This is a genomic window from Arthrobacter sp. JB02-1C (assembly GCF_057748045.1).
In genome coordinates, this window is record NZ_CM173235.1 from 2,484,570 (window position 1) to 2,502,023 (window position 17,454).

General features: G+C 68.8%; 19 protein-coding genes. 17 read left to right on the forward strand and 2 right to left on the reverse strand.

The features are described 5' to 3' along the window. Nucleotides 1-63: 63 nt before the first annotated feature. The 5 genes from moaC (at nucleotide 64) to AC3ANP_RS11735 (ending at nucleotide 2,790) form a co-directional block, all read left to right on the forward strand. Nucleotides 64-489: a cyclic pyranopterin monophosphate synthase MoaC gene (gene moaC / locus AC3ANP_RS11715; RefSeq protein WP_488333034.1), complete on the forward strand. Its 426-nt coding sequence runs from the start codon at nucleotides 64-66 to the stop codon at nucleotides 487-489. Continuing rightward, nucleotides 486-1,013 (forward strand): MogA/MoaB family molybdenum cofactor biosynthesis protein, encoded by a 528-nt coding sequence (locus AC3ANP_RS11720; protein WP_488330353.1) that lies wholly within the window; start codon nucleotides 486-488, stop codon nucleotides 1,011-1,013. The genes moaC and AC3ANP_RS11720 overlap by 4 nt, the downstream gene beginning before the upstream one ends. Further along, complete coding sequence (locus AC3ANP_RS11725; RefSeq protein WP_488330354.1) at nucleotides 1,003-1,488, forward strand: molybdenum cofactor biosynthesis protein MoaE; 486 nt, start codon at nucleotides 1,003-1,005, stop codon at nucleotides 1,486-1,488. Before AC3ANP_RS11720 ends, AC3ANP_RS11725 begins: the two co-directional genes overlap by 11 nt. A gap of 73 nt (nucleotides 1,489-1,561) precedes the next feature. After that, the gene (dapB, locus tag AC3ANP_RS11730) at nucleotides 1,562-2,320 is read left to right on the forward strand and encodes a 4-hydroxy-tetrahydrodipicolinate reductase (protein WP_488330355.1); all 759 of its coding nucleotides are present in this window, start codon (nucleotides 1,562-1,564) and stop codon (nucleotides 2,318-2,320) included. Beyond that, a complete protein-coding gene (locus AC3ANP_RS11735) occupies nucleotides 2,320-2,790 on the forward strand; it encodes a hypothetical protein (RefSeq protein WP_488330356.1) in 471 nt (156 codons plus the stop codon). Before dapB ends, AC3ANP_RS11735 begins: the two co-directional genes overlap by 1 nt. 35 nt (nucleotides 2,791-2,825) lie before the next feature. On the opposite strand, the gene AC3ANP_RS11740 is transcribed toward AC3ANP_RS11735, so the two are convergent. After that, nucleotides 2,826-4,076 (reverse strand): heparan-alpha-glucosaminide N-acetyltransferase domain-containing protein, encoded by a 1,251-nt coding sequence (locus AC3ANP_RS11740; RefSeq protein WP_488330357.1) that lies wholly within the window; start codon nucleotides 4,074-4,076, stop codon nucleotides 2,826-2,828. A 54-nt stretch (nucleotides 4,077-4,130) separates the two neighbouring features. Between AC3ANP_RS11740 and AC3ANP_RS11745 the strand changes: the two genes are divergently transcribed. The 7 genes from AC3ANP_RS11745 (at nucleotide 4,131) to AC3ANP_RS11775 (ending at nucleotide 12,117) form a co-directional block, all read left to right on the forward strand. Continuing rightward, entirely contained in the window at nucleotides 4,131-4,520 is a 390-nt protein-coding gene (locus tag AC3ANP_RS11745; RefSeq protein ID WP_488330358.1) for a hypothetical protein, read from the forward strand. 57 nt (nucleotides 4,521-4,577) lie between these two features. Further along, nucleotides 4,578-5,486, forward strand: coding sequence for a 4-hydroxy-tetrahydrodipicolinate synthase (gene dapA / locus AC3ANP_RS11750; protein WP_488330359.1), 909 nt, complete (start codon nucleotides 4,578-4,580; stop codon nucleotides 5,484-5,486). A 59-nt stretch (nucleotides 5,487-5,545) separates the two neighbouring features. Beyond that, entirely contained in the window at nucleotides 5,546-7,234 is a 1,689-nt protein-coding gene (locus tag AC3ANP_RS11755; protein ID WP_488330360.1) for a ribonuclease J, read from the forward strand. Nucleotides 7,235-7,408: 174 nt separating this feature from the next. Next, complete coding sequence (locus AC3ANP_RS11760; RefSeq protein WP_488330361.1) at nucleotides 7,409-10,348, forward strand: FtsK/SpoIIIE family DNA translocase; 2,940 nt, start codon at nucleotides 7,409-7,411, stop codon at nucleotides 10,346-10,348. Nucleotides 10,349-10,439: 91 nt separating this feature from the next. After that, nucleotides 10,440-11,012, forward strand: coding sequence for a CDP-alcohol phosphatidyltransferase family protein (locus AC3ANP_RS11765; RefSeq protein ID WP_488333035.1), 573 nt, complete (start codon nucleotides 10,440-10,442; stop codon nucleotides 11,010-11,012). Continuing rightward, a complete protein-coding gene (locus AC3ANP_RS11770; protein WP_488330362.1) occupies nucleotides 11,009-11,560 on the forward strand; it encodes a CinA family protein in 552 nt (183 codons plus the stop codon). Before AC3ANP_RS11765 ends, AC3ANP_RS11770 begins: the two co-directional genes overlap by 4 nt. A 116-nt stretch (nucleotides 11,561-11,676) precedes the next feature. Next, nucleotides 11,677-12,117, forward strand: a complete 441-nt coding sequence (locus tag AC3ANP_RS11775) for a helix-turn-helix domain-containing protein (protein ID WP_488330363.1) — start codon at nucleotides 11,677-11,679, stop codon at nucleotides 12,115-12,117. Nucleotides 12,118-12,184: 67 nt separating this feature from the next. On the opposite strand, the gene AC3ANP_RS11780 is transcribed toward AC3ANP_RS11775, so the two are convergent. Beyond that, on the reverse strand, nucleotides 12,185-12,706 hold the full coding sequence (locus AC3ANP_RS11780; protein ID WP_488330364.1) for a MarR family winged helix-turn-helix transcriptional regulator: 522 nt from the start codon (nucleotides 12,704-12,706) through the stop codon (nucleotides 12,185-12,187). A gap of 41 nt (nucleotides 12,707-12,747) precedes the next feature. Between AC3ANP_RS11780 and AC3ANP_RS11785 the strand changes: the two genes are divergently transcribed. From AC3ANP_RS11785 to miaA, 5 genes are all read left to right on the forward strand, one after another. Further along, complete coding sequence (locus AC3ANP_RS11785; RefSeq protein WP_488330365.1) at nucleotides 12,748-12,966, forward strand: DUF3046 domain-containing protein; 219 nt, start codon at nucleotides 12,748-12,750, stop codon at nucleotides 12,964-12,966. A gap of 208 nt (nucleotides 12,967-13,174) precedes the next feature. Next, the gene (recA, locus tag AC3ANP_RS11790; RefSeq protein WP_488330366.1) at nucleotides 13,175-14,224 is read left to right on the forward strand and encodes a recombinase RecA; all 1,050 of its coding nucleotides are present in this window, start codon (nucleotides 13,175-13,177) and stop codon (nucleotides 14,222-14,224) included. Nucleotides 14,225-14,291: 67 nt separating this feature from the next. After that, nucleotides 14,292-14,777: a regulatory protein RecX gene (locus tag AC3ANP_RS11795; RefSeq protein ID WP_488333036.1), complete on the forward strand. Its 486-nt coding sequence runs from the start codon at nucleotides 14,292-14,294 to the stop codon at nucleotides 14,775-14,777. 209 nt (nucleotides 14,778-14,986) lie between these two features. Continuing rightward, nucleotides 14,987-16,429 (forward strand): tRNA (N6-isopentenyl adenosine(37)-C2)-methylthiotransferase MiaB, encoded by a 1,443-nt coding sequence (gene miaB / locus AC3ANP_RS11800; RefSeq protein ID WP_488333037.1) that lies wholly within the window; start codon nucleotides 14,987-14,989, stop codon nucleotides 16,427-16,429. 91 nt (nucleotides 16,430-16,520) lie between these two features. After that, nucleotides 16,521-17,402, forward strand: coding sequence for a tRNA (adenosine(37)-N6)-dimethylallyltransferase MiaA (gene miaA, locus AC3ANP_RS11805; RefSeq protein WP_488333038.1), 882 nt, complete (start codon nucleotides 16,521-16,523; stop codon nucleotides 17,400-17,402). Nucleotides 17,403-17,454 lie beyond the last annotated feature (52 nt).

The window sequence follows — 17,454 nt, forward strand, 5'->3', positions numbered from 1 at the left end:
GCCGCGCCCGCCCCACCGGCGGTGCCCGTGCTGACCCATCTCCGCCAGGACGGCACCGCCCAGATGGTGGACGTGTCCAACAAGGCCGAGACCACCCGGGAAGCCACCGCCACCGCCACCGTCAACAGCACCGCCGAGGTCCTGGCCCTGCTCGGCGCCGGCGAACTGCCCAAGGGCGACGCGCTGGCCGTGGCCCGCGTCGCCGCGATCCTCGCCGCGAAAAAAACCCCTGAGCTGATCCCGCTCTGCCACCCGCTGCCCATCACCAAGGTCACGGTCGACTTCGAACTCGACGTGGACTCGGTGACAGTGTTCGCCACCGTCAAAACGCGCGGCGTCACCGGCGTCGAGATGGAGGCGCTGACCGCGGCCTCCGTCGCCGCCCTGAGCGTGTACGACATGATCAAAGCCGTCGATAAACACGCGGTGCTCACCGACATCAAGGTGCTGGCCAAAAGTGGCGGCAAGAGCGGGGACTGGACACGATGAGCCCGACCGGAATGAACCAGCCCGAGCCGCACCGCCACGGCGAGGCCACCGGCCGGAAAGCCGGCATCGTGATCGCCTCCACCCGCGCCGCCGCCGGTATCTACGAAGACCTGACCGGCCCCGTCATCGCCGACTGGCTGGCCGAACACGGCTTCGAAGCATTTCCCGCCATGGTGGTTCCCGACGGCGGGCCGGTCGGCGCGGCCCTGCGTGCCCTGCTGACCCAGCGCCCGGCCGTCATCATCACCAGCGGCGGCACCGGGCTGAGCCCCACCGACGCCACTCCGGAACAAACGCTGCCGCTGCTGGACCGCGAGATCCCCGGCATCATGGAAGGCCTTCGAAGCGCCGGCGCGGCCAAGACCCCCACCGCCCTGCTCAGCCGCGGCCATGCCGGCGCGGCCGGAAGCACCTTCATCGTCAACCTCCCCGGATCGCCCAAGGGCGTTATGGACGGCCTCAGCGTGCTGGACCCGATCATCGGACACCTTTGCGACCAGTTGGAAGGCAGCCATGGGCACTGACTCCGGCTTTGAAATCCTGCACGCCGTGTTGAGCCCGGACCCCATCTCGGTGGACCAGGCGATCGCCGCGGTCGAATCGGACACCGCCGGTGCGGTGGTGAGCTTCAGCGGCGTCGTGCGCAACCACGACGGCGGCAAACCGGTCAGCCGGCTCAGCTACAGTGCACATCCGACCGCCCATCAGGTCATGGCCGACGTCGTCGCGCAGCTCGTCGCCGAGCACGCACCGTCCGGCACGGACGCGCCGGACGGGGCGGAGACACCCGCGCAGCCGGTGCGGATCTGGGCCGCGCACCGCACCGGAATGCTGGAGATCGGCGACCCGGCGCTGGTGTGCGCGGTGTCCGCCGCGCACCGGGGCCAGGCCTTCGCGGTGTGCGCCGAGCTGGTGGACCGGATCAAGGCCCAGGTTCCGGTCTGGAAGGAACAGTTCTTCGCCGACGGGACCGTCGAGTGGGTCGGCGCCGGCGGCTGAGGGCGGTCCAGGACGCCGCTTGACGCCGCTCCCGGTGCCGGCCGCCCCGCGGTGCGGCGGTAGGGTTGATGGCATGACCGAACAACTCGCCGTCGCCGTTTTGGGCGCCAACGGGCGCATGGGCGCCGAGGCCGTCAGGGCCGTAGAAGCCGCCGAAGACCTCAAACTTGTTGCGGCCCTGGGCCGGAACGATCCCCTCGACACGCTGGTCGGCGCCGGCGCCCGCGTCATGGTGGACCTCACCGTCCCCGAAAGTACCGAAGCGAATGTGAGGTTCGCCGTCGAACACGGCATCCACGCCGTCGTCGGGACCACCGGCTGGGACGCTGACCGGCTCGACCGGCTCGAGGCGCTGCTGGCCGGCCGGCCCGGCGTCGGTGTCCTCATTGCCCCGAACTTCGCCCTCGGTTCGGTCCTGGCCTCGGCCTTCGCAGCGAAGGCCTCGCGCTACTTCGAGTCGGTCGAGATCATTGAACTGCACCACCCGGACAAGGTCGACGCGCCCTCCGGCACCGCCGTGCGCACGGCCCAGCTGATCGCCGCCGAGCGCGCCGCCGCCGGTGTCGGGCCGAGCCCGGATGCCACCAGCAGCGAACGCCCGGGCGCTCGCGGCTCCGACGTGGACGGCGTCCGGGTGCACAGCGTCCGGCTCCGCGGCCTGGTGGCCCACCAGGAAGTCCTGCTGGGCGGCACGGGGGAGCAGCTGACCTTCCGGCACGACTCGTTCGACCGGGCCTCCTTCATGCCCGGCGTACTGTTGGGCATCCGCAACGTCGCCGGACACCCCGGGCTCACCGTCGGCCTCGACGGCTACCTGGAACTGGGTCTCTGATGGCCAACGCGCTGACCCTGTTCAAAGCCAACCGCACCAAGATCTGGGTGGGGGCGGTAACCCTCCTGCTGGTGTTCTACCTGGTGGTCTCGCTGCAGCGTTCGGTGCTGCTGCTGGCCGACCCCAACGCCGTGGCCAAGATCCTGGGCCTGGCGTACCTGCTGCTGCCCGTCATCGGGGCCTGGGCCCTGGTCCGGGAACTGCTCTTCGGCGCCCGCACCGAACGCCTGGCGAAGATCCTGGAGGCGGAGGGCGGCCTGCCCGAAGACACCCTGCCCCGCACCCCCGCCGGCCGGATCATCCGCGAAGCGGCGGACCGGGAATTCGAGAAGTACCGGGCCGAGACCGAGGCGGCGCCGGAGGACTGGCGGTCCTGGTTCAGGCTCAGCTGCGCCTATGACGCCGCCGGGGACCGCAAGCGGGCCCGCGCCTCCATGCGCGACGCCGTCCGGCTCTTCCGCGCCGGCTGAGCTGCCGCACGGCCAGGTAACCGGCTGGCCGGCCGCTAGGGGTGGAGCCGGCGGCCGCGGCCCAGCCGGTTCGCCGCGTGCCCCACCCACTCCAGCGGGCCGCGCCAGGACAGCCACGCGAAGCCAGCGCCAAGGAGCAACACCGCGATCGTCTGCGCCCAAAACACGCCGTCCACACTCCACCCGGCCGCCTGCGGATGCCCGTACAGCGACGCCATCACGCACAGGTGCGCCGTGTAGAGACTGAGGGTCAGGGTGCCGGCCCCGCGCAACGGCAGCAGCAGGTCCAGCTGGAGCCAGTCGCCCAGGCGGACCAGCAGCAAGCACAGACCCAGCACCGCGGCAGCCACGCCCGAGGTATGGACCAGGTCCAGCGTGGTACCCGAATGCGGCGCGCTTGCGGCCAGCCACCAGGCGGACCCGGACTGGTCGACGCCGGTGAGGTTGACCTGCAGCAGACTCGCCAGTGGATAGGACGGATCGCCCAGCTGTTCCTGCAGCGCCGCCCGGCCGCCCTGGTCCTCCATCAGCACGGTGCCCAGTTCCTTGGCCAACACCGCCAGCAGTGTCCCGCCGGCCAGCAACAGCACCGGAACCAGCGCCGTTGTCAGCGCCAAGCGGCCGATCGCCAACCCGATCAGCAGGTAGCCCAGCCACTGGAAGACGGGGTAGTAGCCGGTGAAGAAAAGGTCGCCGAGGACCCTGGCGGGGGCGCCCAGATCCCCCCACCCGGGATTGTGGCCCAGCCGGAGGGGCGGCTCGGCGGCGAGCAGCCACGGCCGCAGCAGGTAGGCGAGGGCAGGACTGGCCAGCAGCCATGCCGCCGCCAACGCCCAGAGGCGCCGTGCCCGAAGCCCGACGAAGGGCAGCACAGCCAGGAACAACACCGCGTAGTGGACCAGGATGACGGCGATATTGACCTCCAGTCCACCCAGGGACAGCCCGACGGCGCCCACCACGAGCGCCCGCAGCGCAATGCCCCTGCGGGCCGCCCATAAGTCCGGCCCGGCCAGCGGACGTTCCCTCCCGGTCGACAGCGCCAGGCCGACGCCGGCAAGGATGGCGAAGAGGGCCGCGGCGCGCCCGGAAAAGGCCAGGCCCACCCAGGTGGGCGTGAGCTGGGCATCGGACTCGAACGTGGGCAGCACGTGGGTGGCCATCATGCCCAGCAGGGCCAGCCCCCGGGCCGCGTCGACGCCGGTCAACCGGACCCCGCCGGCCGGCCGCCGCGCGCCGGTGGCGCTCCTGGCGGTCCGGGAAGGGGTGGCCATACCGCGCAAGGTCATCTTTCGATCGTCTCATGCCTTGTATTCGAATATATGTTCGAATAACATGAACCCATGAACCAGGAACCAGCATCTGCCCCAGAGGATTTCCCCAGCCCGGACGGACGCGGGCCGGGGGACGGGGTGCTCAAGGCCATGAGTCCGGGCGTCGTCGACTTTCTGTTCCGGCGGCTGGTCGCCGGCGAGTCGGCCGAAGATGACCAGTGGCATCGCGAGGGTTCCCCGCTCTCGGCGCAGATTCCCGGCGCGGAGCTGGCACGCCGGCTCGCCGAGACCGACCTTGAGGCGCTGACGCCCACCGAGCTGTTCCACTACGTCCGTGCCGCACAGCGGCTGGCGGCCTGGGCGGAATCCCTGCGCCAGGGCGCGGTAAGCCGCTACTGTGCCGTGCCGACGCCGCGGCCCGAAGCGTCGGCCGCTGCAGCGCAGGAGCGCCGAATTTGACGTGCATCACGCCCCGGCATTGTCGTAACGAGCGCGGGACAGGGTAACGTTTTTACTATGGCTGACTCTGACATTCGCTCCTACACGTTTGGAACCCTCGTGACCGCCATGGTCACTCCGTTCACCAACGACGGTGAGGTCGACTACCAGCGTGCTGCAGAGCTGGCCAACAAGCTTGTTGACGACGGCTGCGACGGACTGGTGGTCTCCGGCACCACCGGGGAAACCTCCACTCTGGAGGACGACGAAAAAGAGCAGCTGTTCCGCGTCATCGTCGACGCCGTGGGGGAGCGGGCCAAGGTGATCGCCGGCACCGGCACCAACCACACCTCGCACTCGATCGAGATGGCAAAGCGGGCCGCCAAGGCAGGCGCGCACGGCCAGCTGATCGTCACGCCGTACTACAACAAGCCGAGCCAGGCCGGCATCCAGGCCCACGTCGAAGCCGTCGCCGACGCCGCCGAGCTCCCGGTCATGGTCTATGACATTCCGGGCCGCGCGGGCGTGCCGATCCTGCCCGAAACCATGATCCGGCTCGCTGACCACCCGCGCATCCTGGCACTTAAGGACGCGAAGGCGGACTTCGCCGCCGTGACCCGCGTCCTCGCGAACACCGACCTGGACGTCTACTGCGGCGACGACGGCCTGACCCTGCCGTGGATGTCTGCCGGGGCGGTCGGACTGGTCAGCGTCTCGGCCCACGTTGCCACCAAGCAGTACCGTGCGATGATCGACGCCGCACTTGCAGGCGATTTTGCGACCGCCCGCACCATCCATTTCGAACTGGACCCCGTGGTCCGTGCAGTAATGACCCACATTCAGGGTGCTGTTGCTGCGAAGCAAGTTCTAAAGTGGCAGGGAGTCCTGCCCAACTCGGTTGTCCGTTTGCCCCTCGTGGAGCCGGGCGAAGCCGAGATCGAAACAATCCGCGAGGACTTGGCGGAAGCGGGACTCGTCTACTCCTGATCCGGCAACCTGCCGGATCAGGCCCGACAACTCCTGCTTCGCCTGGAAAGTAGTGCACTATGACCCAAACCGCCCTTCCCGGCCTTGTCACGCCGCCGAAACTGCCGAGGAACACCCTGCGGATCGTTCCGCTCGGCGGCCTCGGCGAAATCGGCCGCAACATGACCGTCTTCGAAATCGACGGCAAGCTGCTGATCGTGGACTGCGGTGTCCTCTTCCCGGAGGAGACCCAGCCCGGCGTGGACCTGATCCTGCCCGATTTCTCCTACATTGAAAACCGGCTCGAGGACATCGTCGCCGTCATCCTCACGCACGGCCACGAGGACCACATCGGCGCCGTTCCGTACCTGCTGCGCCTGCGCAACGACATCCCGCTGATCGGCTCCCAGCTGACGCTGGCCCTGATCGAGGCCAAGCTCCAGGAGCACCGGATCAAGCCGGTCACCCAGATCGTGAGCGAGGGCCAGGTCCAGAAGCTCGGGCCCTTCGAATGCGAATTCGTCGCGGTCAACCACTCGATCCCCGACGCCCTCGCCGTCTTCCTGCGCACCTCCGGCGGCACCGTGCTGCACACCGGTGACTTCAAGATGGACCAGCTTCCCCTCGACGGCCGGATCACCGACCTGCGCCACTTCGCCAAGCTTGGCGAAGAAGGGGTGGACCTGTTCATGTCCGACTCCACGAACGCGGACGTGCCCGGATTCACCACCGCCGAAAAAGAGATCGGACCGACCCTGGACCGGCTCTTCGGGCAGGCGTCCAAGCGGATCATCGTGGCCTCGTTCTCCTCGCACGTGCACCGCGTCCAGCAGGTCCTGGACGCCGCCGCGAACCACAACCGCAAGGTGGCTTTCGTCGGCCGGTCCATGGTCCGGAACATGACGATCGCGGCGAAACTGGGCTACCTCGAGGTGCCGGACGGCATCCTCGTCGATATCAAGAACATCGACAACCTGCCGGACAACCGCTTGGTCCTGATGTCCACCGGCTCCCAGGGCGAGCCGATGGCGGCGCTGTCCCGGATGGCAAACGGTGACCACCGCGTCGTCGTCGGCCAGGGCGACACCGTTATCCTCGCCTCCAGCCTGATCCCGGGCAACGAGAACGCCGTCTTCCGCATCATCAACGGCCTGCTCAAGCTCGGCGCGGACGTCATCCACAAGGGCAACGCCAAGGTCCACGTCTCCGGCCACGCTGCGGCCGGCGAGCTGCTGTACTGCTACAACATCCTCGAACCGCTCAATGCGATGCCGGTGCACGGCGAGACCCGCCACCTGATCGCCAACGGCAAGATCGCCCTCGAATCGGGCGTTCCCGAGGAGAGCATCCTGCTGGCGGACAACGGCACCGTGATCGACCTCCGCGATCACCAGGCGGACGTGGTGGGCCAGGTCGAGGTCGGTTTCGTCTACGTCGACGGCTCCAGCGTCGGCGAGGTCACCGAGGCGGACCTCAAGGACCGCCAGACGCTCGGCGACGAAGGCTTCATCTCCATCATCACGGTCATCCACCGCGCCACCGGCAAGGTGGTTTCCGGACCCGAGATCCACGCCCGCGGCGTCGCCGAAGAGGATTCCGTCTTCGACGAGATCATCCCCAAGATCAACGCTGCGCTTGAGGAAGCCGTGCAGAACCGCGACCACACGGCCCAGCAGCTCCAGCAGGTCGTCCGCCGGGTGGTCGGCACCTGGGTCAACCGCAAGCTGCGCCGCAAGCCGATGATCATCCCGGTGGTCCTCGAAGCCTAAGAGCAACACGTAAACGGCCTTCCCCGCCGCCACCGCCCAGCTACGGCGGCCGGCGGGAGAAGGCCGTTTCGTATACCCGGCACCGGTACGGCAGCCGCCGCGCCGGGCCCAACATGGTCCCGTCCGCCGCGGAAATCCGCGGCTTCGGAGCCGGGGTCCGGTACCGTTGCAGCTATGGCGACACGTACTTCCCCCGCGCCTAGAGGCAATTCCGGTGGCAGCTCCAGCGGCAACAGGCGGGGCAAAACCGGCAGCACAGCTGCCCGGGGCGCAGCTGCGTCCAAGTCCTCCCGCCCGCAAGGCACCGCGCGGACCCGGCAGCTTGCCGCCGTCGAACCCCGTCAGCCGTGGCTGGTGCGGGTGCTGGCCGGTGCCTGGCTCGGAGTCGGCCACGTGGTCGGTGCCGGCGTCCGCCGGATCGGCCAGGACGTCAGCGACATCGCCCCGGAAGACCGCCGAGACGGGGCCGCCCTGTTCAACCTCGCACTCGGCGTATTCATCGCCACCTTCGCCTGGTGGGGTTTCCAAGGGTGGTTCCCGGACCTGGTCTTCGGCATTGTCAACGGCACCTTTGGCTGGATGGCACTGCTGCTGCCGCTGATGCTGTTTGTCTGTGCCTTCCGGCTCTTCCGCCAGCCGGAGGACGGGCGGGGCAACAACCGGATCGGCATCGGCTTCCTGATCATGACCTTCGCCGGCTCCGGCCTGGCGCACATCATCGGCGGTGAGCCAACCGTCGCCGACGGCTTCGACGGGCTGCGCCACGCCGGCGGCATGCTGGGCTATCTCGCCGCTGCACCCCTGGCCACCATCCACGCCTCCGTCCCGCTCGCGTTGTACGGGCTGCTTGCGTTCACCTCGCTGCTGATCGTCACAGCCACGCCCTTTGGTGCCATTCCGTCCCGGCTGCGCGGAGCGTACGAGCACCTGATGGGCATCGATCTGCAGGAGGATGCCGGGGACGACGGCCACGACCGCAGCTACCTGTACGAAAACGAGGCGCCCGCGCCGAAGAAGAAACGCAAGCGGCTCTTCGGCCGCAACCACGGCGACGACGCCGCCGGACTCGAAGGCTACGTCGGCGACGAAGCCTTCGAACGCGCCGTCGTCGACGATGACGATCCGCGCGAAGTCAACAGCCGGGGGACGAAGGAGCCCAAGGGCGTCGCCCCCGGTGTCCGCCGGCCCACGCAGGCCGAGATCGCGGTCGAGAAAATCAAGGCCGCCCAGGGCCTGGGCGCGGCGTCCGCGGCCGCCAGCGAGGGGGAGAACGCCACCGAGGCGATCCCGTTGGTCACCCCCGGCATGATCGCCGCCGGCTCCCTGAACCCTGCGCTGAAAACCGGCGCCGCGGCCGCCGCCTCCGTACCCTCCAATCCCGTCGCGCCCGCGCCGCCGCCCACCCCGATCCCGCAGCGCACCGAGCAGCTCTCGCTCGCCGGCGACGTCACGTACACGCTGCCGGCGTCGGACCTGCTCACGCCCGGCTCCATCCCGAAGGAACGCACCGAAGCCAACGACGCGATCGTCGCCTCCCTTACGGACACGCTGAACCAATTCAACGTGGACGCGCAGGTCACCGGCTTCAGCCGCGGCCCCACCGTGACCCGGTACGAGATCGAACTCTCCGCCGGCACCAAGGTCGAACGCGTCACCGCCCTGTCCAAGAACATCTCCTACGCCGTCGCCAGCTCCGATGTGCGGATCCTGAGCCCCATCCCGGGCAAGTCGGCCATCGGCATCGAGATCCCCAACACGGACCGCGAAACCGTGTCCCTGGGCGATGTGCTGCGCAGCCAGAACGCCCGCCGCACGGACCACCCCATGGTGATGGGCGTCGGCAAGGACGTCGAGGGCGGCTACGTCGTGGCCAACCTCGCCAAGATGCCCCACCTGCTGGTGGCCGGCGCGACCGGTGCCGGCAAGTCCTCGTTCGTGAACTCGATGATCACCTCAATTCTGATGCGCGCCACCCCGGACGAGGTCCGCATGGTCATGGTGGACCCCAAGCGCGTGGAACTGACCGCCTACGAAGGCGTCCCGCACCTGATCACCCCGATCATCACCAACCCCAAGAAAGCCGCAGAGGCGCTGCAGTGGGTGGTCCGGGAAATGGACGCCCGCTACGACGACCTCGCCAATTACGGCTTCAAGCACATCGACGACTTCAACAAGGCCGTCCGGGCCGGCAAGGTCCACCCGCCGGTCGACTCCAAACGCGTGATCCGGCCGTACCCGTACCTGCTGGTGATCGTGGATGAACTCGCGGACCTCATGATGGTGGCCCCGCGCGACGTCGAAGATTCGATCGTGCGGATCACCCAGCTGGCCCGCGCCGCCGGCATCCACCTGGTGCTCGCCACCCAGCGGCCCTCCGTTGACGTCGTCACCGGCCTGATCAAGGCCAACGTGCCCTCCCGGATGGCGTTCGCGACCTCCTCCGTCACCGACTCCCGGGTCGTCCTTGACCAGCCGGGTGCGGAAAAGCTGATCGGACAGGGCGACGCGTTGTTCCTGCCGATGGGTGCCTCGAAGGCGATGCGCGTGCAGGGCGCCTGGGTCACCGAATCGGAGATCCACCGGGTCGTCGAACACGTCAAGGGCCAGCTGAAGGCCGTCTATCGCGAGGACGTCGCCGCCGAAGCGCCGAAAAAGCAGATCGACGACGATATCGGGGACGACCTCGAGGTTCTGCTGCAGGCCACCGAACTGGTGGTCACCACCCAGTTCGGTTCCACCTCCATGCTGCAGCGCAAGCTGCGCGTCGGCTTCGCCAAGGCCGGGCGCCTGATGGACCTGCTCGAGTCCCGCGGGGTGGTGGGGCCATCCGAGGGCTCCAAGGCCCGGGACGTGCTGGTCAAGCCGGACGACCTCGCCGCGGTGCTGGCCGCCATGAAGGGCCAGGACGGCCCGGCGGTAGCCGATTCACAGACCGCCGCGCTGAGCGAGAACGCCAACGCCAACATCGCCCAGGGCGGTTACGCCGAAGACCTGGTGGCCGCGGACCTGGACAACCGCACCCAGAACGTCACCTACTACGACGGCGCAGACGGCGCCGGCTCCGGTGACGACGACGACGGGTCCGAGGACGCGTGGTCGCTCACCGGCCGGTAGCCGGCCGAGACGGTAGCCTAGGAGGGTGACTAGCGCCGAAACCAACGCCGGATCCGCCGCGCGGATCTGGAACCTGCCCAACGTCCTGACGATGCTGCGGATTGCGCTGGTGCCCTTTTTTGTCTGGTCCCTGGTGGCCGACGCTCCCGGCCTGCAGGCGCAAAACGGCGGCTGGCGCTGGGCCGCCGTGGTCATCTTCGCGGTCGCAATCTACACGGACAAGCTCGACGGCGACATCGCCCGCGCCCGCGGCCTCGTCACCGACTTCGGCAAGATCGCCGATCCGATCGCGGACAAGCTGCTGATCGGCTCCGCCCTGGTGATGCTCTCACTGCTGGGCGAGCTCCCGTGGTGGGTGACTGTCCTGATCCTGGTCCGCGAATGGGGCGTGACGGCGCTGCGGTTCTTTGTGATCCGCTACGGCGTCATCCCGGCCTCCCGCGGCGGCAAACTCAAGACCCTGGTGCAGACCGCCGCGATCTTCCTGTACGTCCTGCCGCTCGCCGCCATCGCCCCGTGGCTGGGGTTCGTGGCCTTTGTGGTCATGATGGCGGCGTTGGCCATCACCGTCTGGACCGGCGCCGAATACGTGGTGGAGGCGATCAAGCTGCGCGCCAACGGCATCCGGGCCCGGAAACAGCAGATCCAGGAGGGAACGCCATGAGTCTTCCACCGCCCGACCCCCACCCGGGGCCGCACCCGAACCTGCACCGGCTCGCCGAACAGGCCGTGGGCCGTGCCGTTGAGCGCGGCCTGACCGTCGCCACAGCCGAGTCCCTCACCGCCGGCATGGTGGCCGCGGTGCTCGCCGACACGCCCGGCGCTTCCGGGATGTTGCAGGGCGGCGTGATCGCGTACGCGAACTCGGTGAAGGCGGAGGTGCTGGGCGTCTCCCGCGAACTCCTCGATGCCGTCGGCTCGGTGGACGGGCAGGTGGCCGCGGCGATGGCAGCCGGCGCCCGCGGCGCGTGCGGCGCCGACGTCGCCGTGGCCACCACCGGCGTGGCCGGACCGGAGCCGCACGACGGCAAGCCGGTGGGCACCGTCCATGTCGGCGTCGCCACTGCGGAAGGGACGACGTCGTTCGCCTACCACTTCACGGGCAGCCGCCAGGAGATCCGGGCACTGGCCTGCGGCGCGGCCCTGGAACGGCTGCTCGAACGTCTCTCCCCGGAAGCTACCGGGGGTAAAGTTGCCGGGAACAAATGTTGATTTCGAATAGTTGTTACATAGTGTCGCCCATAAAGAAGGGTGGCGCCTAGGATGAAGTCATTACAGGGCCCGCCCTTACCGGCGGTCCCAACACATGAGGGAGCAAGGCGATACAGATGGTAAAGCAGCCCGTATCCGTGAACGGCGTTGTCCGCTGGAAGGATGTGGGCCTCGCCGGTCAGGCAAAGAGCGAACAGAAGGAGCGCAAGATGGTTGTTCTTCGTCACGAAATCGGTGACGTCCTGCGCGACGTCCGCCAACGCCAAGGCCGTACCCTCCGCGAAGTCTCGCACAGCGCCCGGGTGTCCCTCGGGTACCTGAGCGAAGTGGAGCGGGGCCAGAAGGAAGCCTCCTCGGAGCTGCTCTCCTCAATCTGCTCGGCCCTGGACGTGCCGTTGTCGCTCATGCTCCGTGAGGTCAGCGACCGCGTGGCCGTAGCCGAGGGCGTTACGGTGCCCGACACCGTGCCGCAGGAATTCGCTCAGCGTTACGGCCGGGACCTCGACCGTGAACTGAACGACGAACTGGCCAAGGGAATGTTCTCCGGGGCTCGCTAGCCCCACCCACTTACTCGAACAAAGGTCCCCGGCGGTGTGCCGGGGACCTTTTCGCGTCCCGTAACCCTTACAGGACCTCGTCCCGCGGGAACCCGTCGCGTTCGTAACTGGCGTTGAGCCTGGCCATGTAACGGGCAAAGTCCTCAAGGTCCGCGGCCGGCCACTCCGCCAGCCGCTCCCGGAACACTTCGCGCCGCGCGTCCTGCACCAGATGCATCTTCTCCTCGCCCTTCGCTGTCAGGCTGATGGCCTGGGCCCGGCCATCGAGCGGATCGGCCTCCTTCGCCACCAGCCCGAGCTCCTCGAGGAAGGCCACCTGCCGGCTCACCGACGGCTTTCCCACCCCGATCGTCGACGCCAGTTCGGTCAGCCGGATCGGTCCCCGGGTCCGCAGCACCGACAGCAGGCCGTATGCGGCGGGTTCCATCTCGGGATGGACCCGCCGGGAGAGCTGCTGCGACACCGAGCGGGCACGCCGCCAGAGCAGGCTCAGCTGCCGTTCGACGGCGGCCAGGGTTTCCTCCGAGGCCGGTTCATCCGGCCCGGAAAGCCGCGCCTGCTCGGGCACGGTCTCGCGTGGGTTGCTCATAGCAAACATCTTAGGGCCCCGGCCCATGAGAGAATCGACCGGTGAGAATCAGCGACTTTTGGCGGCTAATGGACGACGAGTTCGGCTCCGGGTACTCCCGGGTCCTGAGCAGCTCCCTGGTGCTGGCCGGCGTGGGGGGCCGCACCGCCGACCAGGCCCTTGCCGCCGGCGTTCCACCCCGCCAGGTGTGGCTTGCCCTCTGCGACGTCCAGGATGTGCCCGCGGATCGCCGGCTTGGCCGCGACGTCAAGTCACGCTGACGATGGCGGCGCGTCCCGCGCGACCGGCCTGACACGCCGCCCGATTGTTCGAATATCTGTTCGGGTCGGGCTATGCTTTTTGCAGTGCGTTTTCCACATACGCGCCGGGGCGGCCAGCTGTTGTCAGGGGTCGCCGCTAGCGTCAGTGATGACATAACAACGGCCGGAACGGCCACTCCCCAGCGAGAAAGTATTAGAGGTGCGAATCATGGCCGCAGCCCCGGATCGCCAGAAGGCGCTCGACGCAGCGCTTGCCCAGATCGATAAGCAGTTCGGCAAGGGCTCCGTGATGCGCCTGGGGGACGAAGTGCGTGCGCCCATTGAAGTCATCCCCACCGGCTCCATCGCCCTGGACGTGGCCCTCGGAATCGGCGGTCTGCCGCGCGGCCGCGTGGTGGAGATCTATGGCCCCGAGTCCTCCGGCAAGACCACCGTCGCGCTGCATGCCGTGGCCAACGCCCAGCGCCTGGGCGGCATTGCCGCCTTCATCGACGCCGAGCACGCCCTCGATCCCGAGTACGCCGCCAAGCTTGGCGTCGATACCGATGCCCTCCTGGTCTCCCAGCCGGACACCGGTGAGCAGGCCCTTGAGATCATGGACATGCTGATCGGCTCCGGCTCGCTGGACGTCATCGTCATCGACTCGGTCGCCGCGCTGGTGCCGCGTGCAGAAATCGAAGGCGATATGGGCGACAGCCACGTCGGCCTGCAGGCCCGGCTGATGAGCCAGGCGCTGCGCAAGATCACCGGCCGGCTGAGCCAGACCAAAACCACGGCCATCTTCATCAACCAGCTGCGCGAAAAAATCGGCGTGTTCTTCGGCTCGCCGGAAACCACCACCGGTGGTAAGGCGCTCAAGTTCTACGCCTCGATCCGGATCGATGTCCGCCGGATCCAGACCCTCAAGGAGGGCGCGGACTCCGTCGGTAACCGGACCAAGGCAAAGATCGTCAAGAACAAGATGGCCCCGCCCTTCAAGATCGCGGAATTCGACATCATCTACGGTCAGGGGATTTCCCGCGAGGGCGGCATCATCGACATGGGCGTAGAGCACGGCCTGATCAAGAAGTCCGGGTCGTGGTTCACCTACGACGGTGACCAGCTGGGCCAGGGCATGGAGAACTCCCGCCGCTTCCTGCGCGACAACCCGGAACTGGCGGCCGAACTCGAGCGGCTGATCAAGGAAAAGCTCGGCGTCGGCGTGAAGCCGGCCGAAGCCGAGGAATCGCCGAAGCTGAAGGCCGTTGACGGCTTCTGACCGTTGCGGCTCCGGCCGGGCGACCCCGCCTGCGCCGGAGCTGGACGCCGAAGCAGACCCCGCCGGCGTGGCCCGTGCCGTGGTGTTGCGGCAACTGACCAATTCGCCGAAGAGCCGGCTGCAGCTGGCCCGCAAGCTGGCCGAACGGAACATCCCGGACGATGTGGCCGAAGCCGTCCTCGACCGGTTCGAGGAGGTCCGCCTCGTCGACGACGCCGAATTCGCCCAGCTGTGGGTGCGGAGCCGGGCCCAGACGCGGAAGCTGGCCAAGGGTGCGCTGCGTCGGGAACTGGCGGAAAAGGGTATCGACGCGGAGACAGCAGACGCCGCGCTCGAGCAGCTCAGCGACGCGGATGAGGAAGAGGCTGCGCGTGCCCTGGTGGAGCGCAAGGCGCGCAACGTGCACGGGCTGGAGGACCGTGCCGAGCGGGACAAGACGGTCCGCCGGCTGGCATCCATGCTGGCGCGCAAGGGCTACCAGCCCGCCCAGGCTTTCCGGATCGTCGGCGAAGTCCTGGACGCCGCCCAGGCGCAGCCGGAGGACGGCGCCTGACGCGGCGCTCCGGGCCGGGCTGCCTGCCCTGTGAAAGCGGTCCCGTGAAAGCGGCCCCGGGCAACCGGTACCCTTAACGGGTGAGTTTGACCATTCCTTCCCCGGCCGACGCCGCCCAGTCTCCTGCCACTGCCGACGCTGTGCACGCCACCCCGGTGCCGCAGACCGGCACCGCCCGCACGTATCAGGTGCGCACCTTCGGATGCCAGATGAACGTGCACGACTCGGAACGGATGTCCGGTCTGCTCGAGGCTGCCGGCTACGTCCGTTCCGACGGCGACGTGGCCGACGTCGTCGTCTTCAACACCTGTGCCGTGCGCGAAAACGCCGACAACAAGCTCTACGGCAACCTCGGCATGCTCCGGCCGGTGAAGGACGCCAACCCCGGAATGCAGATCGCCGTCGGCGGATGCTTGGCGCAGAAGGACCGCGAGACCATCCTGAAGAAGGCGCCCTGGGTGGACGCGGTCTTTGGCACGCACAACGTCGGCGCCCTGCCGGCCCTGCTGGAGCGGGCCCGGCACAACGACGAGGCCCAGCTGGAGATCCTGGAATCCCTGGACGTCTTCCCCTCCACCCTGCCCACCAAACGCGACTCGGTCTACGCCGGCTGGGTCTCCATTTCCGTCGGCTGCAACAACACCTGCACCTTCTGCATCGTCCCCGCGCTGCGCGGCAAGGAAAAGGACCGCCGGCCCGGAGATATCCTCGCCGAAATCCAGGCACTCGTCGACGACGGTGCCATCGAGGTCACCCTGCTGGGCCAGAACGTGAACTCGTACGGCGTCGAGTTCGGCGACCGGCAGGCCTTTTCCAAGCTCCTGCGGGCCTGCGGGGACATCCCCGGGCTGGAACGTGTCCGGTTCACCAGCCCGCACCCGGCGGCATTCACCGACGATGTCATCGACGCGATGGCCGAGACCCCCAACGTCATGCCGCAGCTGCACATGCCGCTGCAGTCCGGGTCGGACAAGGTGCTCAAAGACATGCGCCGGTCCTACCGTTCAACCAAGTTCCTCGGCATCCTGGACAAGGTCCGGGAGAAGATCCCGCACGCGGCTATCTCCACCGACATCATCGTCGGATTCCCGGGGGAGACCGAGGAGGACTTCCAGGCCACGCTCGACGTCGTGGAACGGTCGCGTTTTGCCACCGCGTTCACCTTCCAATATTCCAAGCGGCCCGGCACGCCTGCCGCGGAACTGCCGGACCAGCTGCCCAAGGCCGTCGTGCAGGAGCGCTTTGAACGGCTCACGGCGCTGCAGGACCGGATCGCTGCCGAGGAAAATGCCCGGCAACTGGGCCGGCGCGTCGAGGTCATGGTCACCGCACAGTCCGGGCGCAAGGCGGGCGAAACGCACCGGTTGTCGGGACGCGCCGAGGACCAGCGGCTGGTGCACTTCTCCGTGCCGGAAGGCGCAGAAGCGCCGCGCCCGGGCGACGTCGTCAGCGTGATCGTCAGTGCGGCCGCCGCGTTCCACCTGGTCGCCGACCCGGCCTCGCCGGCGGACTACAGCCTGCGCCGCACCCGCGCCGGAGACGCCTGGGACAGGTCGCAGGCCGACTCGTGCGGTGCTCCGGTTCCCGCTGCCGCCGGTGCACGCACCGGGGTTGCACTGGGCATGCCCAGCCTGCCGCTGCGCGCCCGCTAGCGCCGTGGCCGCCTCCACCCGGCACGACCCGGCCCCGGCCGCTGGCGGCGACGACGGCGATGCCAGCCGCCCGGCCGGGGCCGCGCCGCCGGTGATCGCCGTCGTCGGGCCCACCGGCTCCGGAAAGTCGGATCTCGCTGTGTCCCTGGCACTGGCCCTCGGCGGTGAAGTCGTCAACGCCGACGCCATGCAGTTTTACCGCGGCATGGACATCGGGACGGCCAAGATCACCGAGGCAGAGCGCAGGGGAGTGCGCCACCACTTGCTCGACATCCTCGACGTGACCGAGGAGGCCAGCGTCTCCGCCTTCCAGCAGGAGGCCAGGGAAGCGATCGCGGACATCCACGCACGGGGCAAGCGCGCCATCGTCGCCGGCGGCTCCGGGCTCTACGTCCGCGCCGTCCTGGACGTACTCGAATTCCCCGGCACCGACCCCGCCATCCGCCGCCGCCTCGAAGCCGAAGAGGCGGCCCACGGACTGGCGCGCCTGCGGTCCCGGCTGCAGGAGGCGGACCCGGTTTCAGCCGCCCGGCTCGGCGACGCCCGCCGGGTCATCCGGGCCCTTGAGGTGTTCGAGCTGACCGGACGCCCCTTCAGCTCGTTCATGCCGGAGCGGGCGTACTTCCAGCCGGCGGTTCAGATCGGCCTGGCGGTGGACCGCGAGCAGCTGCGCCAGCGCCTGGCCGTGCGCGTCCACGCCATGGTGCGGGCCGGCCTGCTGGCAGAGGTGCAGCGCCTTGACGCCGCCGGCCTGCGTGCCGGCAAGACCGCTTCCCGCGCCCTGGGGTACGCCCAGTTCCTCAAGGTCCTCGACGGCGCCGCGGACCAGGACCAGGCGGCCGAGGAGACCATCGCCGCGACCCGGAAATTCGCCCGGCGCCAGCTCACCTGGTTCCGGGCCGACCCGCGGATCCACTGGCTGGACTGGCAGGACCCGGACCTGGCGGCGAAGGCAGCAGCACTCTGCCGGTAAGCCTGCGCCGACCCGGCCGGGCCCGGCGGCGGCCGGCCCGGTCCGGCCGACC